19 protein-coding genes are annotated in these 24,668 nt (G+C 53.9%); 4 read left to right on the forward strand and 15 right to left on the reverse strand.

The genetic code is table 11. The features are described from left to right. Positions 1–40: 40 nt before the first annotated feature. The gene (locus NSU18_RS07845) at positions 41–934 is read left to right on the forward strand and encodes a helix-turn-helix transcriptional regulator (RefSeq protein ID WP_341148713.1); all 894 of its coding nucleotides are present in this window, start codon (positions 41–43) and stop codon (positions 932–934) included. Between the two features lie 472 nt (positions 935–1,406). Here NSU18_RS07845 and NSU18_RS07850 read toward each other — a convergent pair whose 3' ends face one another. After that, the gene (locus NSU18_RS07850; protein WP_341020657.1) at positions 1,407–2,834 is read right to left on the reverse strand and encodes a family 43 glycosylhydrolase; all 1,428 of its coding nucleotides are present in this window, start codon (positions 2,832–2,834) and stop codon (positions 1,407–1,409) included. 50 nt (positions 2,835–2,884) lie between these two features. Then, positions 2,885–4,702 (reverse strand): family 43 glycosylhydrolase, encoded by a 1,818-nt coding sequence (locus NSU18_RS07855; RefSeq protein ID WP_341148714.1) that lies wholly within the window; start codon positions 4,700–4,702, stop codon positions 2,885–2,887. A 225-nt stretch (positions 4,703–4,927) separates the two neighbouring features. Here NSU18_RS07855 and NSU18_RS07860 point away from each other — a divergent pair, with 225 nt between their 5' ends. After that, positions 4,928–6,070 carry a glycosyl hydrolase family 8 gene (locus NSU18_RS07860; protein ID WP_341148715.1) on the forward strand — a complete coding sequence of 381 codons (1,143 nt, stop codon included), beginning with the start codon at positions 4,928–4,930 and terminating at the stop codon, positions 6,068–6,070. 34 nt (positions 6,071–6,104) lie between these two features. Here the strand turns inward: NSU18_RS07860 and NSU18_RS07865 are convergent, their stop codons facing one another. From NSU18_RS07865 to NSU18_RS07915, 11 genes are all read right to left on the reverse strand, one after another. After that, the gene (locus NSU18_RS07865; RefSeq protein ID WP_341148716.1) at positions 6,105–6,440 is read right to left on the reverse strand and encodes a hypothetical protein; all 336 of its coding nucleotides are present in this window, start codon (positions 6,438–6,440) and stop codon (positions 6,105–6,107) included. Between the two features lie 89 nt (positions 6,441–6,529). Continuing rightward, a complete protein-coding gene (locus NSU18_RS07870; protein ID WP_341148717.1) occupies positions 6,530–8,149 on the reverse strand; it encodes a response regulator transcription factor in 1,620 nt (539 codons plus the stop codon). Further along, positions 8,136–9,902, reverse strand: coding sequence for a sensor histidine kinase (locus tag NSU18_RS07875; protein WP_341148718.1), 1,767 nt, complete (start codon positions 9,900–9,902; stop codon positions 8,136–8,138). The genes NSU18_RS07870 and NSU18_RS07875 overlap by 14 nt, the downstream gene beginning before the upstream one ends. Before the next feature lie 81 nt (positions 9,903–9,983). Further along, the gene (locus tag NSU18_RS07880) at positions 9,984–10,871 is read right to left on the reverse strand and encodes a carbohydrate ABC transporter permease (RefSeq protein ID WP_341023237.1); all 888 of its coding nucleotides are present in this window, start codon (positions 10,869–10,871) and stop codon (positions 9,984–9,986) included. Positions 10,872–10,918: 47 nt separating this feature from the next. Next, entirely contained in the window at positions 10,919–11,818 is a 900-nt protein-coding gene (locus NSU18_RS07885; RefSeq protein ID WP_209992448.1) for an ABC transporter permease, read from the reverse strand. A 73-nt stretch (positions 11,819–11,891) separates the two neighbouring features. Beyond that, positions 11,892–13,619 carry an extracellular solute-binding protein gene (locus NSU18_RS07890; RefSeq protein ID WP_341020652.1) on the reverse strand — a complete coding sequence of 576 codons (1,728 nt, stop codon included), beginning with the start codon at positions 13,617–13,619 and terminating at the stop codon, positions 11,892–11,894. 134 nt (positions 13,620–13,753) lie between these two features. Beyond that, positions 13,754–14,533, reverse strand: coding sequence for a response regulator transcription factor (locus NSU18_RS07895; protein WP_341148719.1), 780 nt, complete (start codon positions 14,531–14,533; stop codon positions 13,754–13,756). 83 nt (positions 14,534–14,616) lie between these two features. Next, positions 14,617–16,173, reverse strand: coding sequence for an ABC transporter substrate-binding protein (locus NSU18_RS07900; protein ID WP_341148720.1), 1,557 nt, complete (start codon positions 16,171–16,173; stop codon positions 14,617–14,619). A gap of 18 nt (positions 16,174–16,191) precedes the next feature. Further along, positions 16,192–18,633, reverse strand: coding sequence for a glycoside hydrolase family 2 TIM barrel-domain containing protein (locus NSU18_RS07905; RefSeq protein ID WP_341148721.1), 2,442 nt, complete (start codon positions 18,631–18,633; stop codon positions 16,192–16,194). 36 nt (positions 18,634–18,669) lie between these two features. After that, positions 18,670–19,551 (reverse strand): carbohydrate ABC transporter permease, encoded by an 882-nt coding sequence (locus NSU18_RS07910; RefSeq protein ID WP_341148722.1) that lies wholly within the window; start codon positions 19,549–19,551, stop codon positions 18,670–18,672. A gap of 17 nt (positions 19,552–19,568) precedes the next feature. Continuing rightward, positions 19,569–20,543, reverse strand: a complete 975-nt coding sequence (locus NSU18_RS07915; RefSeq protein ID WP_341148723.1) for an ABC transporter permease — start codon at positions 20,541–20,543, stop codon at positions 19,569–19,571. Positions 20,544–20,774: 231 nt separating this feature from the next. Here NSU18_RS07915 and NSU18_RS07920 point away from each other — a divergent pair, with 231 nt between their 5' ends. Together NSU18_RS07920 and NSU18_RS07925 are read left to right on the forward strand one after the other, a co-directional pair. Beyond that, the gene (locus tag NSU18_RS07920; protein WP_341020640.1) at positions 20,775–21,599 is read left to right on the forward strand and encodes an AraC family transcriptional regulator; all 825 of its coding nucleotides are present in this window, start codon (positions 20,775–20,777) and stop codon (positions 21,597–21,599) included. A gap of 13 nt (positions 21,600–21,612) precedes the next feature. Beyond that, a complete protein-coding gene (locus NSU18_RS07925; protein WP_341148724.1) occupies positions 21,613–22,392 on the forward strand; it encodes a helix-turn-helix transcriptional regulator in 780 nt (259 codons plus the stop codon). Between the two features lie 62 nt (positions 22,393–22,454). On the opposite strand, the gene NSU18_RS07930 is transcribed toward NSU18_RS07925, so the two are convergent. Together NSU18_RS07930 and NSU18_RS07935 are read right to left on the reverse strand one after the other, a co-directional pair. After that, positions 22,455–23,987, reverse strand: coding sequence for a carboxylesterase/lipase family protein (locus NSU18_RS07930; protein ID WP_341148725.1), 1,533 nt, complete (start codon positions 23,985–23,987; stop codon positions 22,455–22,457). Between the two features lie 112 nt (positions 23,988–24,099). Further along, the gene (locus NSU18_RS07935) at positions 24,100–24,588 is read right to left on the reverse strand and encodes an LURP-one-related/scramblase family protein (RefSeq protein ID WP_341020633.1); all 489 of its coding nucleotides are present in this window, start codon (positions 24,586–24,588) and stop codon (positions 24,100–24,102) included. Positions 24,589–24,668: the final 80 nt, after the last annotated feature.

Here is a 24,668-nt window from a genome sequence, read left to right on the forward strand (position 1 = left end):
CGCGATATCAACACAATATGACGATTTACAGGAGGACATCATGTACGAACACCGTTACCGGGAGAACAAGCTGCACGGCCAGCCGGAATTCCCGCTGCATATCTACCGGGTGGAGCATCAGGCCCGCGTGCATTCCATTCTTCCGGTACACTGGCATAACGAAATGGAGATTATCTATCTGGCAAAAGGCAGCGCTGTCTTCCATATTGAGAGCCGTGAGTTCGCCATTCAAGCAGGGGATGCCCTGATCGTCCATCCCGGGGAGCTTCATTCAGGTATAGACACTGCTATGGGCGGCACCTGTTATTACTCCATCGTGTTCAAAGGCTCCTGGCTGTCTTCGCCGCAGCCCGACCGGGTACAGGAGCTGTTCCTGGACCCCGTCCTGCAAGGGACGGTCCGGCTTCCCGCTCTATTATCTGCTGCAGATGCTTCCCACGCCCCCTTACTTCAGCTGATCAGGGAGCTGTTAAGCCGCTATGAGTGCAGGCCCGGGGCATACGAAATGAGTCTGAAGGCGCTCCTGCTGCTGTTCATCGCAGACTGCTATCAGTACAAGCTGACCGGGTTGAACCCGGCGGCGGAGACCCGGCACGGCCGGGAATATAACCGGCAGATCCGGGAGGTGCTGAGCTATATGGAAGCCCATTCCCGCGACCGGCTGGAGCTGGATCAGCTTGCCTCTGTGGTGGCGCTGAGCCGCTCGCATTTCTGCAAGTTTTTCAAGGCTCAGACAGGGATGCGCCCGATGGAGTATCTGAACTATATCCGCATCAGCCAAGCAGCCAGTCTGCTCCGCAGCGGCTCATACAATGTACTGGAGGCTGCACTGGAGTCAGGCTACCAGCATGTCAGCTATTTCTCCAAATGGTTCAAGCATTATATGAACATGACGCCCTCAGAGTACAAGGCCCGGTATTCTTCCGGCGTGTAGTGTCCGGGGCGTACTCCATTACCATCTAGTGTGTGTGGGCGGGAGCGGACAACAAATAGGCTCCGCCCTGTACGAGCTAGATTACTAGGCAAGAGATTTCTTGCACCTGGCTGCAAGCCATGCGGACTCAGATGCCGCTATATTCCTGAAAACCGAAGAAATGAGCTTTTCACGGACTCAGTGGCCGTTAATTAACTGTTTCTATCTTATTTGGCTTCCATATCGCCCATTTAAGGTCCACTGAGTCCGTAGCTCGTGAATAATCACACTTTTGGACAAAATAGCGGCACCTGTGTCCGTGCACTACTTCAGATGTTGGAGCTAAGGCATAAGTTGCAAATGAGTGGAGCCAAATAGGAGGAACCCTCTCTGTCTTCAACTAACTATCCTCCATCCAATAGAGAAGCAGTGCCTGAGAGGTCTCTCGGGCACTGCTCCTTGTCATGCTCTATTCCATCCCGCCCGCGACCGCTTAAGCCAGTGTAAACGAAGCAAACTGCGCGCCGCCGCCCCCGGTATACGTGAAATACAGCGCCTGAACGCCGTCCGGAATCGCCACATCCGCCGCATATTCTTTCCAGACGTTCGTGAAGCCTACCGGTATAGAAGCAAGCGCAGGCCCGTCCCAAGCCGTCTTCACCTGGAACTCACCATGGCAATATCCCCGCACCTTGATGGAGACCCGGCTAACCCCCTTGCAGTCAAAATACTTGAACCCGGCGGTGGCCGACTCCGTCATATTGGCAATATAGCCAATCTCTTCTTCACCGTCTCTGCCGTCCTGCGTAATTTTCGGGAACCGGCTGTCCATCCAGGCACCCATAGGGCCAAAGCCTCCGGTATACATCTCCTGATCCTTGGTGAACAAATGACAGGCCAGGTAAGCAGGATATTCTCCGCGTCCCTCCAGCGGACCGCCGTTCGGGCCGGAGGTTGTAATCTCCACCTGCGGGATCGTGCCGTCTTCACGGAACGCAATCGGCTCAATGCAGCCCTGGCGCGAGAACGCTGTCCCGTTGGTATGCCGGTGATAAAAGATATACCACGCTCCATTAACCTCCACGATACTGCCGTGGTTATTGCCGCCGTAATACATCGTCCGGTCCGCTGGCTTATACGTATCGATATGCAGATCACAGTTGCTCACAATGACACCCTGATACACAAAACCCCGGGTAGGATGACTGCTGGTGGCATAACACAGCTCATGCATCGAGATGGAGGAATAGATCAGGTAGTAGATATCCCCTCTTTTGCGGATGGAAGGGGCCTCGAAGAACTCATAGCCCTCGAAGCCGGTTCCCTGGCTGTAAGGCTGGCTCGGTGCCACGAACACAGGCTCTTCAATTATTGTAAGCATATCGGGGCCCAGTACAGTAGCCATCGCGCCATGCCTGGACTTGTCTCCGTATCCGCAGAAGCCGGTGTACAGGTACGTGGTGTCTCCTTCGGTCAATACCCCCGGATCAAACTGCGGCTCATCGCCTTCCCGTTCGCCCAGGCGTGTGCCGTCCTTATAGGTGACATAGCCGTAGAATTCGTATTTGCCGCCCGGCTTATCGCAGACTGCCACCGATACAAGAGAAACCTTGTCCAGTACATAGTAGAGATAGTAGCGCCCGTCCGGTCCCTGCGTCACATCCGGTGCATAGAGACACATGCTGCCCTCCGGGTTGAGCGGATCATCTGTCGTCTTATAGATCACCCCTTCATATTGCCAATCGCCCAGATTGTCCTCCGGCGCTGACCAGCAGACGTAGTCGTTCAGACAGAAGGCGTGTCCGTTGAACCGGTCATGTGAGCCATAGACATATACTCTTCCTTCAAAAACATAAGGCTCCGCATCCGGCACGTACTCCCAGGAAGGCAGATATGGGTTCAATCCTTGTGGTTGTGTCATTTTAACATCCTCCATTTGTTATATAGATTGTCGTTGTAAGTGTGGCCTAGCTAATCAAGCACAGTCACCTGTATCGTGCACTCGGCGTAATCCGGATGTACATCTCTCTCCCCGGCCACATCGAGCAGTGGAATGCCGTTACTATTGTAATGGACTCTGTGGATCGCCGAGCATCTCGTTCCATGCTTCACCAATTGCTCTTCCCCATGGTAGAGGACTAGCGTAGTACCGTCAGTATCCTGGAAAAAGGAATTATGCCCCGGACCGTACACCCCGTCCAGCGAATAATAAGAAAGTGCCGGCGTGCCTGCCTTGCTCCAGGCACCGGCATTCAGATAGTCGCCGCCCCGTGGAATGCTTAACCAGCTTACCGCATAGGTATATCCCGTTGCCGCCCCGCCGGAGTAGGCAATATACACGGTATCTTCCGTAAGAAGCGGATACGGGCCTTCGTTATTGATCGTGCCCTGAACATTCTCCCAGCCGAGCAGCGGACGCGACAGCAGCACCGGCTCACTGGTTAACACCGCCGGGTTCGCTTCATCTACAGTGGCGATGTACAGCATGGAGCCGGTATCCAGCGGCGTTCCGATCCCTTTGCGGTAAGACCAGACTACACAGGAGGTGCCGTCTGCCTTGAAATAAGTCATATCCAGCGTAATGCCGTCTCCGGCCAATGGAGTACCGTCCATCCGCTTCACCCGGACCGGTGTGCTCCAATCCCCGGCCTGCATAATATCACCGCCGGGATTCAGCTTCATAAGATGGCATTGCGGTCCCCATACCTTGCCGCCAACAGCGAACAGGATGTACAGCTCCCCGCCGATGACATGGAATTCCGGCGCCCAGAAGGTCTGGATGAAGTTCAGCTCCTCATTCAGGTCCAGAATAACGGCTTCCTCGAAGCCCGGAACGAATAAGTCCTGCAAGGTATCTGCCACGCGGACATAGATGCCGATATTATTGACATTGTCATTGGTAGCCAGGAAGTAGTACCTGCCGTTCCAAGGGAGAATTATCGGGTCTGCATAGCCGCTTGCCAACGGGAACGGCAAGTCGTAGGTGACTACTTTGCCATGTATGGTATACGTTCCCGGCAAGGTGAAATCAATCCCTGTGGTATCCCAGTCCACCCGCTTATCGGCAGTGGAGCCGTCAGAATACAGCGCGGTGGCTCTGACCTTCGCCAATTCGCCGGCGGAACGAACACTGACCTGTTCCTCCACACGGATATCGGTGTTATACACCGGGGTCCATGCTGCCTGTACCTTGCGGCCTGTGGGACCGTCCACTGTCAGCACATTCCCCGGACAGGTGCCGGTCAGCGGCCTAGCGGGCTGCTCTACCGTGTAAGCTTCAGCAGGCTCCGGCGGCGAGATCCCTTCCGGCTTCCGCAGGTCAGCCAGCCGGTTCACATAATAGTTGCCGTCGTTATCCTGCCAGCGGATCTCATATCCGCCGGTGCTGTCCAGTGCGCAGACGGCTTCTTTTACATAGCGTTCATTATCGAGCCGTACAAGCTGCTGGGCATCGAAGGTCACCAGATCCAGCGAGGTCCACAGCAGAATCTGCCCTCTGCTCTCCCCGTCATCCTCCCCCGAGGCGTCCACCCTTACGGCAACAATCCCGAAAGCACCATCCTGCGTGCGGAACAGATAGGGATTTTTCAGTCCTTTTTCATGGATCACATTCTTCTCATCCACGGTGGCCTCGGCAAATAACAGGCCATAGTTCCGGTTAAGCGGCTGAAATCCGTTATGATCATCTGCGCAGGCCACATGAACACTGTTGCTGAGAGACCCGGTGTAATCCTGGTTCGGTATGCGTGTGTAGACTGTAAGCTTCATTAGCTCTGACACCTCATTCATAGCTCTATCACCCTTACCTTGTTATTCATCTTGCAGCATATCCCTACCAGTATAGAGAAGCTCTTGGCGTGAAGTCCATGACATATAGACACCTAAGCTTGATCTATCCTTAGATTATGGTCCAGAGCCGGAATCGTCTATAAATTATCTGGAAAACGCTTTAATCTCTATACCGCCGCTTATGGTATACTTGGGCAAAATAAAATTCACCTGGAGGATGTTATGATGAATACTACAGAGGGTTCTTTTTATACAGGAGAGTATAGAAATCTGTTCCTTGAGAACGGACTGTGTGCGGAGGCCATCCAGCAGCGGCTGGAAGATACCTGGAACGAAATATTCTACGGTGCCCCTGATGTGCGGCTCTACCATACTATGGGTGAGGATAAGGGTTATATCGTAGATACAGGCAATACCGATGTGCGCACAGAGGGCATGTCCTACGGGATGATGATGGCGGTTCAGATGGATAAAAAAGAGGAGTTTGACCGGCTCTGGACATTCGCCAAAGTCTTCATGCAGCATACGGAGGGCCGTTACAAGGATTATTTCGCCTGGCATTGTAAGCTGGACGGCACCCGGCTGTCGCAAGGACCCGCCCCGGACGGGGAGGAGTTCTTCGCGATGGCACTGTTCTTCGCTTCCCGCCGCTGGGGTGACGGGGCCGCGCCGTTCAATTATTCGGAGCAGGCCAGAATCATTCTCCGCGCCTGTGTGCACAAGGGAGAAGACGGGGAAGGCGATCCGATGTGGGACCCCGAGACCCGGCTGATCAAGTTCATCCCGGAGACTCCGTTCAGCGATCCCTCCTATCATTTGCCGCATTTCTATGATCTGTTCGCGCTGCAGGCGGATGAAGCAGACCGGGCGTTCTGGAAGGATGCGGCCGCCCGTAGCCGGGATTACCTGCATCTGGCCTGCCATCCCGCAACCGGCCTGTCCCCGGAATACGCCAACTATGACGGAACTCCAGCTGAACCCCAGCCGCATGGCGACTACCGCCACTTCTTCAGCGACGCCTACCGGGTAGCCGCCAACATCGGGCTGGATTATGAATGGTTCCGCTGCGATCCTTGGCAGGTGGAGCAGTCTAACCGCATCCAGGCTTTCTTCCGCGATATCGATCCGGCTGATTACCGGCGGTATACGATTGACGGCCAGCCTTTTGACGAGCTGTCCCTGCATCCGGTCGGCCTGCTGTCCACTCTGGCCATGGCCTCGCACGCTGCTGACGGACCGGATGCCGGGCATTTCGTCAAGCTGTTCTGGAACACTCCCCTGCGCACCGGAGAACGGCGCTATTATGACAACTGCCTGTACTTCTTCACCATGCTGGCGCTGAGCGGGAATTATCGGATTTATAAATAAGTAACAGTAAGCAGCTTGAAGCAATCCGCCCCACCTAAGGCGGAATCGAAATGAGGAGCCCTTGTGCTGCACAAGGGCTCCTCATTTCGATTCCGCCCGCGTCCGGCATATTCAGGCACTCCTTTAGCCCAAGCACAGCCCCACCAAAGGGATTTATCCCTTTCATTTCACCATTTACTCCACTTCCAGCCCCACCAAAGGGATTTATCCCCTTCATTTCACCATTTACTCCACTTTCAGCCCCACCAAGGGGATTTATCCCTCTCATTCCACCATTTACTCCACTTTCAGCCCCACCAAAGGGATTTATCCCTTTCATTTCACCATTTACTCCACTTTCAGCCCCACCAAAGGGATTTATCCCTCTCATTTACTCTCCTCAACGAACAATCGCTCCCCCGGGCGATGGAGGCAACGCTATCCATCCCGAAGGAGCGATTCCCTTATATTCTTAGCCTTTCAGCCCCCCACCACATCCGCACGGTATTCCTGCGGCGTGGTGCCGGTCCATTTTTTGAATACCCGGGTGAAGGATTGCGGGGTGACGTAGCCGATCAGCGAGCCGACCTCGGCGACCTTCAACTCCCCTCTGCGCAGCAGCTCCTTGGCCTGGCGGACGCGCATATCCTCGATGTACTCGGACAGATTGATTCCCCGTTCCTGCTTGAACAGGCGGGACAGATAGGAGGGATTGAAGTGGATCACATCGGCCAGCCGTACGAGCGACAGGTCCTGGTCGAGATTCTCTTCTATATATATGCAGATCCGGTCGATGACACCCGCTGCCCGCTTCTGCTCCCCGTTCTTCCTGACAGAGAACAGCAGCTCAGCCGTGTCCCGAAGATATTGGAAGGCTTCTCCCAGCGTCCGGTGGACCTCAAGCTGCATCAGCCCGCTTGCCCCAATCTCCCCGTCGGCTTCCCATCTGTTCGTATACGACATGAGCATCAGGGCAATGGTGTAATATAGTTCAGTCAGATAAGGATTGCCCCGTGTGCATTCATGCCCTGCCGGTTCAGCCATCTCCCCGAACAGCTGGAGGAACTCCTCCTTGCGGCCCGCCTCCAGATGTGCAGCCAAGGTCTCCACCTTGTCACGCAGGAAGCGGTCACGCACGGTATCCGGCACCGCCGCTTCATTCAGCTGCACCTTCTGCACCATCCGCTCCCCATCCCCGGCCCGGTAATGCTGAACCTGCCTCGCTTTATCGTACACAAGCGGAAGCCTGGACCACGCAGACTCCTCTGCACTCAGGGTGATGGCCATCCCGACCTCCAGTGATTCCCGGCACGACTGCTGAATCAGCTCGAAGGTGCCTTCCAGGAATTTAATCATCTGCTCCAGATCCTCCGGCTGCGAAGCCTCTCCCGTACCGCCCGGCTGAATCAGCCAGATCAGGTCACCGTACCGGTCGATGACCCCAAGACTGACCGTCCGCTCCTTCAGCAGCTTCTCGGACAGGAACTTCACCGCGAGCGCCGTCTCCCGCCGGTCCATATACGTGCGCGAGGATTCAGGATCACTGATACTGCCCAGTGCGATCAGGACCGGCCGCGAAGCATCCAGCGGAATGTTCAGACGGACGAAGTCCCCGGCCATATCCTGATCCGCCTTGACGCTGTGAATGAGATGGCGGAAATAATCGCCCTGCGCCAAGGTCTCCAGCGTGTTCAGCTGCTCCTTGGACTCACGGATCAGATCATTCACCTGCATGGTGTCGTTCAGCTCCTGGAGCGCACGCATCACCGCCTCAATCAGCTTCGGATAACCTTCATTCTTGAGCACATATTGAACGCCCGGAGCCTGAATCGCCTGGTAGACATAATTGAAGTCGCTGTGTCCGGTCAGGAAGACGATTTTGCATTGCGGCCAGCTCCGGCGGATATGCTTCATCAGCTCCAGCCCGTCCAGCTCAGGCATGCAGATATCTGAGAGAACAAGGTCCACCCGGGTCCGGTGCAGCAGATGTAGCGCTTCGCGGCCCGAGTAGGCCTTGTAGATGTCCAGCTCGAGCTCCATTTTGCCGAAAATAACCGCCAGTCCATCTGTGATAATCTCTTCATCATCAACGATAAGCATCCTGTACACCAGCATTCTCACCTCCCGCTCTAAGAAGGATGGTTACCCTTAATCCGCCCAGCTCACTCCGGTCCGCAAGCAAGCCGCTCTCTTCGCCGAAGGTAATGCGGATGCGCCGGTGAATGTTCACCAGTCCCGTTGTCTCCGCCTGCTCTCGATAAACATTAAGGGACTCTCTCAATTGCTCTAGCGTATCATCACTCAGCCTATCCCCGTTATCTTCTACGATAATGCGGATGTCCGGGCCTTCCTGGGCGAAGCGGATAATGATCAGGCCCTCCATGGATTTCTTTTCCAGGCTGTGCTTGAACGCGTTCTCAATAATCGGCTGCACAATCAGCCGCGGAACGGACACCTTCTTCAGCTCCTCGGACAAGGCATCGAACCGGACTCCAATTCTGCGGGAGAAACGCATGGCCTGAATCTCTGTATACATTCTTGCATGGTGAATCTCCTGCTCCAAGGACACCAGGTCAGAAGCGTTACGGGTGACAAACTGGAAGTATTCGCCGAGCATCGTTGTAAGCTGTTCGATCCGCTCGGTATCGCCGGTCTTCGCCATCGTGTTCAGAATGAAGAAGCTGTTATACAGAAAATGCGGGTTAATCTGTGACTGCAATTGCTTCAGCTCTGCCCGCTGGGCCATAATCTTCTGCTTGTAGACCTGATCGATCAGGGAATGCAGATTGCTCACCATCTGGTTGAAGCGGCTGTACAGATAACGGAATTCATCCTTTGACTCATGCTGGATATGAATATCCAGATCGCCCTGCTCCATTCTCCGGAAGCTCTTCACCAGCGTCAGCATCGGCTTATGAATGAACTTGTAGGTCGACAGCGCAAAAGCAATAATGATAGCAAGCGCGGCCACACCAAACACCCAGGCCCAGGTATAGAATTTGCTAAGCGGATTCTTGATAATATCCTCCGGGATGATCCGGTAAATGGACAACCCAAGCTCCTGCGAGCCGGTCTGGACGATGTAATATGGCGCACCGGCGATCCTCAGCCTCTCCCCGGAGGCCACCGCGCGGATATCCCGGGCATACTGGGACGGCTCCGCCCGCGCCAGCTCGCCGGTCATGCTGTAGAGCGCGAATCTCGCACTATCGGAGAGCAATAGCGTTCCACTGCCGGGATACGTATTGAATTGGCCCAGCGCCGCCCGCAGCTCCTGGGTATCCAGCTCAATCTCGACCGTCAGCACCGGCTCCGCCCCCTTGATGCCCCGCTGCTTCATCGCGCTAAGATACAGGCCGCCATCCCACTCAATCACCTGGGAACGGCGGTCCCCGAAGACCGAGCGGATCTCGCGGAAGCGCTTCAGTTCAATCTCACGCACACCGCCGACCGATGAGATCGTCCGGCCTATAGTCATGATATGAACCCTAACGTCCTTGATATACGTGCTGCTGTTCTGCACGATGAACAGCCGTTTCATCAGTGAATTCAGATTCTCCGTGCGGTCAATGGTCGGCAGCGTCTCCCAGGTCAGGGCCAGCTTGTTCAGATCCTCATCCTCCAGCAGACTGTACTGCAGCAGCTTCATCCGCTCGATCTCATTCTCCATATCATTTAAGTAAAAGACGGTCTGGGCGCTGGCCGAGCTTCGGATATCGCTGCTGGCCGTTTGCATAATCCATTGATACAGATAAGCGGCGAAGACAAGAATAGGCAGCATAATGAGCAGAAAGGTCACAATCAGCCGCAGAAATATCGTATTGCGCAGTGAGTAATCCTTTTTGAACAACAATCCCAGACCCCCAGCAATCATTTTCACCATTATAGCCTGAATCCGTGGGGAGCCGCAGGCTTATGCATAACTTCCGGGTGGTTAACCTTTGACACTGCCGAGTACAATTCCCTTCACGAAATATTTCTGCAGGAACGGATACGCCAGAATAATCGGCAGGGAGCCGAGGAAGATCTGGGAGGACTTCAGCGTCCGGTCCGAGATCAGCGCCAGATCAAGCATGGCATCACGCGACATATTCGACAGGTTCTGCTGGATGACAATCGTCTGAATATAGCTTTGCAGCGGATAGTTGGCCGGATTCCCCATAAGCAGCAGGCCGTCGAACCAGCTGTTCCAGTGCTCCACCATCGAGAATAGGGCCAGTGTTGCCAGCGCGGGCTTGGAGATCGGCACGAAGATGGACCAGACTGTCCGGAAGTGGCCGGCCCCGTCAATCAGCGCCGCCTCTTCCAGCTCCTTCGGAATCTCCCGGAAGAAGTTAAGCAGCAGCACTACGCTGAACACAGGAACTGCGCCAGGCAGTACCAGTGCCCAGATGGAATCCAGCAGGCCATACTCCTTGAGTGTGGTATACCAGGGGATCAGCCCGCCGTTGAACAGCATCGTGACGAAGAAGGCCCAGGCATAGACGCTGCGGAAGCGCAAAGCGTGTGATTCTTTGGATAACGGGTAGGCCACGAGGATCGTCAGCAGCAGGTTCAGCGGCGTCCCGATCCCGATCCGGGTCAGTGATACCACCATCGACTGCCAGAATTCCGTGCGGCTCATCGTATACATATACGAGGCGAACGTGAAGTCTACCGGCCAGAGCCTGACATACCCTGCGGAGGCTGCCGCACTGGAGCTGAAGGACACCGCTATAATATGAACGAGCGGCAGGATACAGAGCAGTGAGACCAGAATGAGGAAGGCGGCGTTCAGCACCGATATCCCGTCGAACTTTTTGGAACGGTGAACAGTAGTTATGTCTGCCTGTTTAGGCGTAAGCGATTGCTCCAAGGGTACTCCCTCCTCTAGAAGATCCGGTATTTGGCAAAACGGTAAGCCAGGAAATACGAGCTGGAGATCAAGGTGAGCGATATGATGGATTTAAAGAAGCCGACGGCAGTCGCTACGCCGTATTGGGCATCCAATAGACCGATCCGGTAGACGAAGGTGTCCAGGATATCCCCGCTCTCGTAGACCTGCGGACTGTACAGATTGAAGACCTGATCGAAGCCCGCGTTCAGCAGTTGTCCCAGACTGAGCACCGACAGCAGGACGATGACCATGCGTATGCCCGGAATGGTAATATGCCAGGTCTTGTGCCAGCGGTTGGCGCCGTCAATGGTAGCTGCTTCATATAACCCGGGATCGATGCCCGTTATGGCCGCCAGATATACAATCGTGCCGTAGCCGAAGTTCTTCCACACATCCGAGGCAATCAGCGTGAAGGGGAACCAGTCATTGTCGCCGAGGAAAAAGATCTTGGAGACGCCGAACCATCCGAGGAATTCATTCACAATCCCGCCCGATGGAGACAGAATATCAATCAAGATGCCGCCAAGCACCACCCAGGACAAGAAATACGGCAGATAAATCGCTGTCTGCACGGACCGTTTAATCACATTGCTGGCCAGCTCGTTCAGCAGAATGGCGAACACCAGCGGAATAATCAGGCCCAGAATCAGCTTGAGACTCGAAATAAACAGCGTATTCCACAGCACCTGTGTGAAGCTTGGCAGGTTCATCACATATTCGAAGTTATCCAGGCCCACCCACTTCTGATCCCCGAACAAGCCCTTGGCAGGGATGAATTTCTGGAACGCGATCATGACACCGGCCATGGGGACGTAGGAGAACAGAATGATCATCACCAGTCCCGGCAAAAGCATCAAATGAAGCGGCAGTTCTTTTCGCAGTTTTGCTCTCATTGTTATCCTCCACATCTGCAGGGCTAGAATGGAATGGAGGAAGAAAAGGTCGTTTTCTTCCTCCAGAGGCGCCTTATTTCTTAGTCGCTGCGTACCATTCGTTGACCTCTTGCGTAATTTGATCGCCGCCCAGCTTCTGCCAGTCCTTCACGAACTGGTCGAACTTATCGATCGGATCACCCAGAATGATTTTGACAAACATTTCATTCTGCTGCTTCTCAAGCGTTGTCTTGCGCTCAACCATGGTCGGAGTCGGAGCGCCGACGAATTTCTCCTGCAGGAACTGGTCATTCTTGATATATTGGTCGGCTATGCCCATGGAGCCCTGCTCACCATAGATCCGCTCCCAGCCCCATAAGGAGAAGCCTTCTGTTGAACCTGAAGCATAGGACTCAAGCTTCTCCTGGATTGTCTTCGCTTCACCTTTCAGGGTGGAGAAATCACCGGCCTTGCGGGCAGCATCAATCTCCCGGAACGCGTCTACGTTCTTCGTAACCGGATACGGCGTAACCGGGGATAACTGCCAGACGCTCTCCGCTTCCGGCGGTGCATAGTACTTATCGAATTCGGCCGTCTCGCCCCAGTTCTTCTCCACATGCAGATTGAACAATTTAATGACCGCTTCCGGGTGTGCGGCGCCCTTCTTGACCGCGAAGAAGCGGGTCGTGCTGAACTTCAGCGGTACCTTCGGCGTGTCTCCCGATTCCGAGACAATCGGGAAGGCCTGCCACTGGGCTTTGGGATCGTTGTCACGGTTAAGCTGCAGCGGCCAGATGGAATTCCATTGCTCGCCGTACTCCATCCCGATCTTGCCGGCTGAGATCAGCTCGGAGACCTTGCCGCCGTCCTTCACGCCGAACTCCTGATCCAGCTGCCCTTTCTTGGCCATATCCTGCAGCACCTGAAGCGCTTTCTTCACTTCCGGCTGAATGCTGCCGTAGACCAGCTTGCCGCTGCCGTCATCCACCCAGATGTTCGGGTACGCATTGTATCCGGCCATGAAGCCTTCCAGTCCCATGGCCCCGCCCCACAGGTCCTTGGTAATGCCAAGGCCGTAGGTATCCTTCTTCCCGTTTCCGTCGGGGTCCTTATCCACGAACGCTTCAGAGATTGCCAGGACATCCGCCATTGTCTTCGGCGGCTGCATCCCGAGCTTTTCCAGCCAGTCGGTCCGAATCCAGATGTACATCGACCGTTCAATAGAGGATTCCAGGCTCGGAATAGCCATCAGCTTGCCATCGAAGGTCGCGGCATCGAACACACTTGTTCCTTCTCCCGACAGCACCTTCTTTGTGAACGGTGAAGCATACTTTTCATATAACGCCGTCATATCCTCAAGCTGGTCCGAATCGGCCAATTGCTTAAGCTGGGTGGCGTTGACCGGCGTTACATCCGGCAGATCCCCGGAGGCCAGAGTGACATTGATTTTCTGCAAGTACTGGTCCGAGGTCTGGCTGCCCTTCACAATCCAGTTATATTTGATCTTGATGCCGAGCTGATCCTCATACAACTTGGTCCAGCGGTTGTTATCAATCGTCTCGTCCTTCAATACGCCAAGCACGTTATTCTCTACCACATCGCTAAGATCTCTGACGAACGACAACTCAATCGGAGGATCGTATTTGCCGAGCGGACTCTCATCTACAGCTGCGCTTGGCTTCGGATCATTACCGGCTGGCGTTTCCTTCCCGCCGTTACCGGATTCCAGCTTGCCTGAGCAAGCGGACAACAGCAGTGCAGACAACAACAGGATGGAAGTACTCTTCAGTAAGCTCTGACCTTTTCTTGTACCTGTCTTCATAGTCAACCCCCAGTTCAATTATTGTGGTCTTTATTTTGGTTACGCTTTCATTATGAGGGAGGCATCTATTTAATGACAACGCTCACATTTTTACTTCACTTATCCGGCATTGACAAAATCCCGGATGCAACGCTTTAACTGCGCTTATCTTGCAGCTCCAGTCCTCCAGCTCCGGTTGCTTCTACGCTACTCGCCGGATACTCCTGTTTGACCTCTTCACGGTATGCGCCCGGCGTCATTCCTGTATACTTTTTGAACACTTTGGTGAAATAATGCTTGTCCTCGAACCCGACCTTCTTACCGATGGCGTTCGCGGATAACCGGCCATGAGACCGGAGCAGCCTCTGGGCCTCCTTGATGCGAAATCCGTTCAGATAATTGACAAACGTATCGCCGGTCACTCTTTTAAACAGACTGCTGATATATTTCGGATGAAGATTCATCAATTCGGCCAGATGGCCCAGCGACAGATCGTTCATATAATGGGTTTTGGTATAAGCAAGTATGCGCTTCGCATGGTTCGAGTACTCCGGATCAGCTTCTGAGGGAAGCTCCTGTTCAATCCGCGCCAGCAGAGCGGCAATCTCGTCCTTGCCCAGCGGCTTCAGCAGATAATCCACGACTCCTGTGCGGAGCGCTCTGCGTACATATTCAAACTCATCGTAGCCCGTCAGAATAATGAAACGGTCGCACAGACCGCTCTCCCGGGCCGCCTCAATGAGCTCGAAGCCATTTTTCTCCGGCATATGAAGATCTGTTATGGTCACATCCGGCATACAGTCTGTCATGAGCTCCAAGGCCTCAAACGCATTGTCCGCCCTGAACACCTCCGTCCCGAGCGGAGCCGCCTCCCCTATAATCTTCACCAGCCCGTTCAGAATCAGCGGTTCGTCATCTACAATCAGTACTCTCATGTTTGCTCTTCCTCCTGTTGTAATGAGTATCGTCTGACACAAAATAAGGTAGAGGCTCATCGCCTCTACCAGTTGTCCCTGATTTACTTGAACAGTTCCTTCTTCTTCTGATACGTGTCGTTGGCCCAATCGACCAACTGCTGCAAGCCCAGGCTCTCGGCCGTTTTCACCAGGTTCTCGTAATTGGCTGCTGCCTCCGCTTCAGAGCTTGCCAGATAGACCTTGACCTTCTCATTTTTAATCATCTCGTCAATTTTGGTCTTAAGCGTCTTCTCCGCAGAATCCGGCTGGGTCTGAATCAGGCCGAGCGCCGGCTTATAGGTTGTGATCGCCTTCGTCTCCATCAGCGCCTGTGTCTTCTGCTTGCCCGGCACATATCCTCTCATGCCCTCCATGACACCGTCATTGTACAGCACCCACCAGCCGATGCCGTTTGCATTCATGAAGTCCTGATCAGAGGAATCATACTTCAGATCCGGGTGTCCCTCTTCATTCCACGTCCAATGCTCGCCCTCTACCCCGAACATCGTCAGCTTCTTCCCTTCGTCACTGGCCAGATATTGCAGAAGCTTGATCGAGGCCTCCGGGTCCTTATTCTTCTTGGTGATGAAGGTGCCGGCGAAGCCAAGTCCCGTGCTTACCTTCTTCGCTTCTTTGGTCAATGCGCTCGGCAGCATTTTGAAGGTAAACGTACCGTTGTTTTTCTTAATCGCGCTGTTGTCCGTATCCGCAGTGCCTACGGTGTGGCCGTGGGCGAACGCTTTGCCGCTGGTCGCATACTGCTCGTCGATCTGATCATTGGCAAACGCAAAGTTCTCGGCCAGAATGTAGCCACTCCGGTACAGGCTGTTCATGAATTTGAAGAACTCCAGCATTTGCGGCTGTCTGATGAAATAATCGACTTTCCCGTCTTGTTCATACCAATTGTCAAACAGGGCCTCAGCACCGAATTGCTGGAGAAAATATTGCTCGATCCAGTTCTTGTCCAGCACCAGCGGCACCATGTCGGGATACTTCTCCTTGACCATCCCCAGCACCTTCACGAAGTCATCCAGCGTCTGGACCGGGGGATTCCCCAGCTCCTTCAGGATATCTTCACGCACAGCAATCCCCGGATTGCCGTCCCCGCCGAGCGCAAATTTATTCTTGGACATCTCTTCCTGGGTGGCAAAAGCATTGCGGACCGTATAGAAGTTGCCGTTATCCATCGTATTGATGGCAATTCGGGTGGGGTCCAGCTTGAAGTCCGGCGCATACTTCTCAATCAGCTCATTCCACGAATACGACAGTTTGGCGTCGGACATCCGCCCTACGTTGCTGGAGGTGAGCACCAGATCCGGCAAATCGCCTGATGCAATCATTAGCGGGAGCTGCTTGTCGTCGGTGGCTACGGTTACATTCAGCTTAACGCCAGTCTTCTCGGTGATTTTCTCCGCAATCGGTCCCTTCCACTCCTTAGTTGCCCACCAGGGAAAATCAATGAACAAGGATAATTCCTTCACAGCTCCGGCTCCGGCTGTTGCGGCAGCTTCCTCCGGCTTGCTTCCTTCGTTGTTTCCGCCGCAGGCGGACAATAGTCCCAGCGTCAAGGTAACGGCCATGGTTGCCGCAAGCATCTTGTGGCTTGTTCTCTTTGTCAATGTAATCCCTCCATATGATTAGTTCACAGGAATATCCAGACTAACCGGTTCCAGCCCGTCCACGCTGACTGTCAGCGTGGAGATTCCCGGCTCACCCCCTGCACGGACAACGGCCAGCAATCTGCCTTTGAAGGACGTGAACCGGCCAGCCGTATAATTCTCGGCCGTCTGCGGCCGGCCGGTACCGAAGCCAGCCAGAGACGCTGTGCCTTCTACCCGGGCAACCGCCGGCAGCGAGGCTTCCGGCACGCAATGGCCGGCGGCGTCGATGATCTCAACAACCGCGTAACAGAGCGATTGCCCATCGGCGGACAGCTCCTTTTTCTCCGGAACAATGCGGATGCCCGCTGGCTCTCCAGCCGAGTGAAGCACATCGCTGGAACCTTTACTGCCGCCCGTATAACTGACAGCCTCCAAGGTGCCCGGCATATAGGTAAGAACAAAGCGCGCCTTGAAGCGGTTAGACTTCCCGGCCGGCTGCCTGCCCAGGCTTACGCCGTTCAGAATGAGCTCGACTTCCTCAGCCGCCGAGTAGACATCGACCGTAACGGATTGTTCCTCGTACCCGCTCCAGGTCCAGGCATGATCGCATTCCGGCCAGCCCCAGCCGCTAATCAGCTCGGTTTTACCGAAGTTCCGGGGATGATGGGAGGCAATGAAGGTTTCGTCAGAGCCCCAGACAATCCGCCGGTAAGCCAGCTGGGGGCGCGCGAAGCCGCATAGATCGAAATCCGCATCATAGGACAAGCGCCAAGGGTATGGAGACACATGTAAGGTTTTACGCCCCTCATCTGCCTCATGCGGTTCCACATATAACGTCTTACCGAGTCCGGCCTCACCGATGTAATCGAAGCTGGTCCAGTTGAAATCACCGATAATATAAGGATGTTGCTCCACACCTTCCCAATATTTATCCATATCTCTGGCTATGCTCTCGGTTGAGCAGATTACCCGGTCAGGATATTTATGGGCAGCGGCAGCGAATTGATGAATCAGGTAGTTGTAGCCGACAATATCGAGCGGAGCGCAGAAGGCTTCGGTATAGCCGTCCCACACCTGCTTGCCGAACTCCGTGTCGAAGTTGACGAAGCCTGCTGACTCCTTGGGCGGATTCTTGAGATCATCATAGAATCGCTGCTGATCCTCATCCTCCAGCCCGCTGAAGAAGGTGCATACCGCATTGGTCACCGGACGGCTCGGGTCCAGCTCTCTGACCCATGCCGCCAGCCGGGCAGCCCACTCATATCCGCCGGACAACCCTCCGCGCTCATTGACTTCATTGCCTGTTGACCACATGATGATGCTGGGATGATTGCGGTCACGCCGGATAAAGGCTTCGATGTCAGATTTCCAGCTGCTCTCGAAAAACAAGCTGTAATCATGCGGATTTTTGTCCATCGTCCACATATCGAAGGCTTCATTCATCACCAGCAGGCCCAGCCGGTCGCAGGCATCCAGCATATCCCTGGACGGCGGATTATGAGCGCAGCGGATGGCGTTATATCCGTTATCCTTGTGCAGCTTCATTTTGCGGTACTCGCTGTCCCTGTAGGAGGCAGCCCCGAGAATCCCGTGATCATGGTGCACACAGCCGCCCTTCAGTTTGACCGTGCGCCCGTTCAGCATAAGACCGTTCTTCACATCAACACTGAGCGTGCGGATGCCAAACAGTGTGCTGTCACTGTCATAGTGCCTGTCGCTCCCATTCAGAGATGCGGTAATGCGGTACAGACACGGGTAATCAATATCCCAACATTCGGCATGTTCAACCGCGACCGTCACCCGGCCCACGGCCTTCTGCGCTGCCGGTACATAGACCCGCACTCTGCCACTTCCCGCCTCACCCCCTCCGGCTTCCTTCTCCAGCTTAAGGTCCACCCATACACTCGCCGGGGTATCCGTATGATTCGCTACCGTTGTCTCCACAATGATGAACGCTGTGCCGCCCACGATATGCGAGGTGCGGGCATAGATTCCCCATGGCACGATATGCAGCTTCGGGCTGATTAACAGATCGACATGGCGGTATAGGCCTGAACCCGTATACCAGCGGGAGTTGGGCTGTGCGGCGTTGTTGACCGTAACCGCGAGCCGGTTCGGCTTGCCGGGCTTAATATAAGGCGTGAGGTCCGCATGGAATGGAGTATATCCGTAATGATGCTGGGCAACAGTATGTCCGTTAAGCACCACAGTGGTGTTCATATAAGCGCCGTCGAATTCGAGCAGAACCCGCTTGCCCTCTGCCTCTGCCGGGATATCCAGCAGCTTGGTGTAAGTGCCGATTCCTCCGCCGTAATACCCGGTTGCCCTTCCGCCGGGAGCCTCCGCCCAGGTATCCGTTTCAATCGTGAAGTCATGCGGCAGATGGACGATCCTTGCCTGCCCGTTTTCCTTGCGCTGAATGTGAAACGGCTTTCCGTGTTCAAACTCCCAATTCCGGTCCAGATTCTCTCTAAGCAATGTTTATCTCTCCCTGTTTTGTTCTCAGCATTCTGATTAACCTTTGACAGAACCTAACATAATTCCGTGTACAAAATACTTCTGCAGGAAAGGATACACGCAGATGATCGGCAGGATGGAGACGACCATCGAGGTGACCTGCAACGAGAAGCTGGTGACCCCGCCGCCGGGCCGGTTGGCCACTGCCACCGAATCCATCGGGGCGTTGCTCTGGTTGATGATCTCCATCATTCGGAACGTAAGCGTCCGCAGATTCTCGGATTGGACGAAATACGCGGAATCCAGCCAGGAATTCCATTGGCCTACACCCATGAACAGAGCCATGGTGGCAAGCAGCGGCATCGAGACCGGCAGGATGATGCGGAAGTAAATCGTGAACTCGCCTGCGCCGTCCATGTGAGCAGATTCCTTCAATTCACCGGGAATCTCCCGGAAGAACGAGATGGCGATCAGCAAGAAAAACGTATTCAGCATAGAAGGGACAATGTACACACCAAACGTATTCAGCAGTCCCAATGAACGCAGCACCACGTAATACGGAATCAGGCCGCCGGAGAAGTACATCGCGAAAATAATCAGGGTGAAATAAAATTTACTGAACAGCAGGTCCCGGTGAGACAGCGCGTAGGCGACGAGACTGGTAAGCAGAAGCCCAAGCGCAGTGCCGGAGACCGTGCGGGCCACAGTAACCAGAAATGCCTTCATCCATTTGGGGTCCTCCAGAAAAATCCTGTAATTCTCAAAGGTTACACTGCGCGGCCATAAATACATCCCGCCCAACAATGTGTCAGATCCCTTGTTAAACGAAGCAATCAGTACATAATAAAAGGGATATAGCATCGTTAGCGCAATAATGGAAAGAAGCAAATAAACAATGCTGTCCATAACCAGATCTTTTTGTTTTTGACTCTTGGGCACAGTTAACGCTCCTTTCTCTAGAATAGGCTTGAGCCAGAGACGCGCTTGGCAATGAAGTTACTGGAGAAGATTAGAATGACCGAGATAACAGACTGGATTAAATCAATCGCACTTGCATACGAGAACCGGCCGTCGCTTAACCCCACCTTGAACGCATAGGTCTGCACGATTTCCGAGGTCGGATTATTAATGCTGTTCCCCAGGAGATACGCCTGCTCAAAGTTAGAGCCGACCAAGCCGCCTCCAAGAATGCTGCCGATGGTCAGAACCAGCACGACCACGATGGTCCCCTTCATCCCCGGCAGTGTAATATGGCGGATACGGGCCAGCCTGCCAGCCCCGTCAATCTCGGCGGCTTCATATAGAGAAGGATTGATGCCTGTAATGGCCGCCAAAAAGATAATAGTCCACCAGCCCATCTCTTTCCACACGGCACTTCCTACCGCGAGGCCCCAGAAATAATTCGGACTGGTCAGAATATTAAGCGGCTGGTCGATGAATCCGGCTTGCAGCAGCGCTTTGTTCACAAGACCGAGATCTGCGGACAGGAACGCATAGGAGACCCCGACCACCACTACCCAGGAGATAAAATGCGGCAAATAGCTGATGGTCTGCACAAACCGCTTGAACGGCATGCTTTTCACTTCGTTGAGCAGAATGGCCAGTATGATTGGAGCTGGAAAAGCAAAAATCACCTTCAGGAAGCTGAGCACGAGCGTATTCCTGACGATCTTCCCGAACTGATAATCATGTACAAATTCATCGAAATAGCGGAGACCCACCCAATCACTTGTAAAAATCCCCTTGATCCCGTCGGAAATACTGTAGTCCTTAAATGCCATCAGAATCCCGAACATCGGCGTATAGGAGAAAATCACCAGAAATATCAGGCCAAGTCCGACAAATAAATGGAGCACTTTTTGTTTTTTAAACCGCTTCCATATCTGGCCCCGCTGAACCTCCGCGCCGGTTACGTTTGTTTCGAGCTGCATCATTCGTTCCTCCTTTACCTGTAGTTTACCTTCCCGGGGAAGCGCGGCGTAAGCTAACATTTTCTAGAAAGCGTTGTCACTTTTATATATCGGGCACCGTTTTCTAAAACAAAAATAGTTTATTGTTTTCATTATAATGATCAATAATCCTTGACGAAATAATAATATTATACTATTAATGAAACTATATTAAGATTTCGTCTGATAGAGGAAAGGTAGGGGGACAGCAACATGCGGACTTATTACTTACCCAACTTTACGGAATTCCGGTTCTTCTGCTTTCCGCATTCGTTCGGAAACTTCGTCCGCCCGGACGATCATAATGTGAACCGGCCGAACGGGGTCAGAGATTTCAGCTTGCATTATATCGCCAGCGGAAGCGGGGATATCGAAATCGGGGACCGGACCTTCACCTTGGGCGCTGGAGATGCTTTTCTCCATTTCCCGAACGACCGTATGCGTTATTATTGCTCGGAGTCAGACCCGTGGAATATCTTCTGGATTCAGTTCAATGGCAATGCACTCCCGGCTTACTTTCTGGATAACCGGTATACCAGTTCTTCGATCTGGACGCTGAAGAACGCTTCCCTCCTGCATTCGGCATTTGAGGATTTATTTCATGAGGTGGAGCATTATAACTTCCTCCGCCCCTCCCGGATCTCCACCTTAACCTATAGCGTGATCATTGAATTTGTGAGCAATTCGCTTCCATTCTCCTCCTACCGCAGCACCAATCATCTGGATAAAATAACGGCTCTGTTGCCCGAAATGCAGCAAAAAGCCCACCTTCCCTTTGAGCTGGAATGGTGGGCGGGCAAAGCAGGGCTGACACCGAATTACTTCTGCAGTCTATTTAAAAAAGCAACGAAAATGACTCCTGTCACTTATATCACCAAATGCCGGATTCAAAAAAGCAAGCAACTATTGCTGGGCCATCCCACTATCTCTATCAAAGAGGTGGCCATCCTCTCAGGGTATCCGGGCATCAGCTACTTCAACAAGAAATTCATGGAATCCGAAGGAATTACGCCAGGTGAATTCCGCGAGATTCATTAGGAGGAGAGTGCGAATGGCCCTTATTCACTATGTCGAGTGCAATACGATACACGCTTCTAACTTTGTTGTAGATGTTCCCGCCGGTGCGCACTGGCTCATGGTCATTACCAAGACTCCGGCGCTATTCTGGGTGCATGGCGGACTTCAGCAATACCCTGCTCACAGCGTAGTTCTCTATCAACCGCAGCAGAAGGTGTATTATCAGGCCTGCGGCGGCCAGTTCATTAATGACTGGATTCGCTTTGAGTCCAATGAGCCTTATGTCACGGAATCTCCGCTCCCCCTAGGTATCCCTTTTGCGCTTAGCGACCCTGACTATTGTCAAAAGCTGCTTGAACTGCTTGCCAGCGAGCACCATATGGGCGGGGACTGCAAAGCCTCCTCCACCGATCTGCTCCTGCGCGCGCTGTTCAACAAGCTGTGGGAATCCTATTTCCAGGACAATATTACCCCGCAATACTATAAGCTGCTGAAGCTGCGCACGCTCATTCAGACGAACCCCGGAGAGTACTGGACCGTGGCCAGAATGGCCGGTGTGCTTCAGATCAGTCCAGGCTATCTCCAGAGTATCTACAAAAAAAACTTCGGACTCTCCTGCATGGAGGATGTCATTAACAGCCGCGTCCGCATGGCCAAGGAATACCTCGTTCACAGCGCCGAGAGCATCGCCGATATCGCTGCACGGTGCGGCTACCCGAATGTGGAGCATTTCTGCCGGCAATTCAAGCAGGTGACCGGGCATACACCGCGAAATTACCAGAGACAGGCCAGGGCCGGGGCTTCGCCGCCGTAACCCCAGAGCCTATCGGGCTTCCGGCCGCTTAATCTTAGCAGCCAGCTTGAATCACATCCGGCTCAGACCGGGCTGCCAGCCTTCTTGAAATACTGCTGCACCAGAAAATCCATGATAGCGCCTGGCTGTTCTCTGGAGAACTCCGCCTTGTCTGCGAACAGCATCCCATAAGGTGCTTCCGGGGTGTACGGCTCCCAGCGCGGCAATTCTTCGCCTGTGGAATCCTTGCCGTTCGGGTCACCGGTAAGGATGAAATTCGCCGTGTAATTGCACATCTGGCGGGCCAGATCGTAATGCTTGCCGACAAACGGCCGCCAGCACTTGGCCAGCGTCTCGAAGAAGAACCACAGATCCACCGAGTGGAAGGTGCCCGGGTTATCCCAGCCCGGAATCTCGGCATCGAAGTTATAGTAATAGAGCGGGGTTTCTCCTCCGGTATCCGCATTCGCCTGCGCGGCAATACGAATGGCGTGTTCGATCCCGCTTACCGCTGCCCGCTCCGCCGCTTCCTGAACAGCATCCGGCCGTGCGCCGCTAAGCTTCAGGAAGGTCTCCGCATCCTCCCCGAACATGTCTGCCGCAAGCTGCTTGAACTCCTCGTAGGACTGTACCTTCGGAGTGCTGAAGAATTCGGAAGAGGTATGGCCGAGCATCACCGGCACCTGCAAGCGTCTATTCTGCACGAACAGATCGAACGGATTCCCCACCTGGAACTTCTGGTCGGCAACCGTACCCCAGAACCCGCCAAGCGCTACAGCCTTGTCCCGCAGGTAGTCCGCATCCAGCTTCCGCGCTTCCGCCAGAGTGGATACGCCTAGATACTTGAAGAACTCAATGCCATCCTGTTCCCCGTCCTGCAGCGTTCCCCGGAGCGGCGGCAGCAGGTTTCCCGGGTACAGGTCCGTGAAGATACCGCTTTCAACAATCGCCCGCTGAAATAATCCTTCGTTCTGCGGAGAGGTAAGCTGACTCATGACACTGCCGCCGCCCGCCGACTGCCCGCCGATGGTAATGTTGTCCGGGTCGCCGCCAAAGGCCGCAATATTGCGCTTCACCCAGCGGGTTGCCGCCTGTTGGTCAAGGTTGCCGAAGTTAGCAGGCGCCTCCGGTGATTCGGCCGTAATCTCAGGATGGCAGAGGAAGCCGAAGATATTCAGCCGGTAATTGATCGTCACAACTACAATCCCTCTGCGGGCAATCCGTTCGCCGTCGAATTCCATCTCTGCCGGATGGCCGACCTGCAGTCCGCCGCCGAAATACCATACATAGACGGGGAGCTTCTCGTCCGCCTGCTTGGCCGGGGTCCATACGTTCAGGTAGAGGCAATCCTCGCTCATCGCAATGTCCGGCTCAACCGCCCATTCACGGGTATAGATGTTGTTGTCATCCAGCTCCTGTCTGACCTGCATGGAGACCGGTGCGAACTCGTGGGCCTGCAGCACGCCTTCCCAGTCTTCGGCAGGCTGCGGTGCCCGCCAGCGGTTCTCGCCTACAGGCGGAGCTGCGAACGGTATTCCCTTGAAGCTAGTAATCCGGGGATCGGCTGCGGGCAAGCCTTTTACCGCACCGTTCTCCACATTGACCAATCTAAGCATATTACCGTCTCCTTTACATGTACATCGTTACCTACCCCCAAATTCTAATAGACGCCCTGCCCCAAAACAATGATCTAAGCAGGATCATAATTGATCTATTCTAACATGCCGGCTACTGGCTAGAAGCCGAGGCTTCATCACTCTTCACACAATCAATGGCAACCACAATCGCGATGATGATCGCCTCCAGCTCCTCATTCCATACTTGCACACTGTAGCTGTCGCCCCAGGTGAACCACTTCTTGCTCACTTCCCCGACGACGGTCCCGCGCTGCAAAACCTGGAAATCCATGTCCCACCAGTTCCCGTACACCTCAATATCCGCCGAATCTATCGAATAGCGCGCCTTGAAGAATGACAGCTCCTTCTTAATCGTCAATACCTCACGGCCATCCACTTCCACGAAGAATTTGGGCAGAAAGCTGAACACCTTCTTCGTAATCTGTGCAACTTCCCTCCCGCCGGCATTCATAACCGAGAAGGTCTTGGGAATCCGCATGAAGCTGCCCTCCACATAATACACATCCTGCTCCTGCTCATTCTTCACTGTGAACTTTTCGCCTATGCTGAATACCTTTTGCTTGATGTAGAGCTGTTTCATGGTGTGTCCCCTCCATTCTTATAACTCTAGCTTAACCCTATTTTGGCTAAGGTGCATGTACCTTTTTTAACTAAACCGCA

The sequence above is a fragment of the Paenibacillus sp. FSL H8-0048 genome (assembly GCF_038002825.1).
Lineage (GTDB): Bacteria > Bacillota > Bacilli > Paenibacillales > Paenibacillaceae > Paenibacillus_AQ.

Coding starts and splice junctions, on each gene's coding strand:
- NSU18_RS07865 (WP_341148716.1), bottom strand. CDS start 6,440: ATGAGAGGGATAAATCCCTTTGGTGGGGCTGAAAGTGGAGTAAATGGT.
- NSU18_RS07870 (WP_341148717.1), bottom strand. CDS start 8,149: ATGCTTATCGTTGATGATGAAGAGATTATCACAGATGGACTGGCGGTT.
- NSU18_RS07895 (WP_341148719.1), bottom strand. CDS start 14,533: ATGAGAGTACTGATTGTAGATGACGAACCGCTGATTCTGAACGGGCTG.
- NSU18_RS07915 (WP_341148723.1), bottom strand. CDS start 20,543: ATGCAGCTCGAAACAAACGTAACCGGCGCGGAGGTTCAGCGGGGCCAG.
- NSU18_RS07845 (WP_341148713.1), top strand. CDS start 41: ATGTACGAACACCGTTACCGGGAGAACAAGCTGCACGGCCAGCCGGAA.
- NSU18_RS07885 (WP_209992448.1), bottom strand. CDS start 11,818: ATGAGAGCAAAACTGCGAAAAGAACTGCCGCTTCATTTGATGCTTTTG.
- NSU18_RS07860 (WP_341148715.1), top strand. CDS start 4,928: ATGAATACTACAGAGGGTTCTTTTTATACAGGAGAGTATAGAAATCTG.
- NSU18_RS07925 (WP_341148724.1), top strand. CDS start 21,613: ATGGCCCTTATTCACTATGTCGAGTGCAATACGATACACGCTTCTAAC.
- NSU18_RS07890 (WP_341020652.1), bottom strand. CDS start 13,619: ATGAAGACAGGTACAAGAAAAGGTCAGAGCTTACTGAAGAGTACTTCC.
- NSU18_RS07855 (WP_341148714.1), bottom strand. CDS start 4,702: ATGAATGAGGTGTCAGAGCTAATGAAGCTTACAGTCTACACACGCATA.
- NSU18_RS07930 (WP_341148725.1), bottom strand. CDS start 23,987: ATGCTTAGATTGGTCAATGTGGAGAACGGTGCGGTAAAAGGCTTGCCC.
- NSU18_RS07935 (WP_341020633.1), bottom strand. CDS start 24,588: ATGAAACAGCTCTACATCAAGCAAAAGGTATTCAGCATAGGCGAAAAG.
- NSU18_RS07850 (WP_341020657.1), bottom strand. CDS start 2,834: ATGACACAACCACAAGGATTGAACCCATATCTGCCTTCCTGGGAGTAC.
- NSU18_RS07920 (WP_341020640.1), top strand. CDS start 20,775: ATGCGGACTTATTACTTACCCAACTTTACGGAATTCCGGTTCTTCTGC.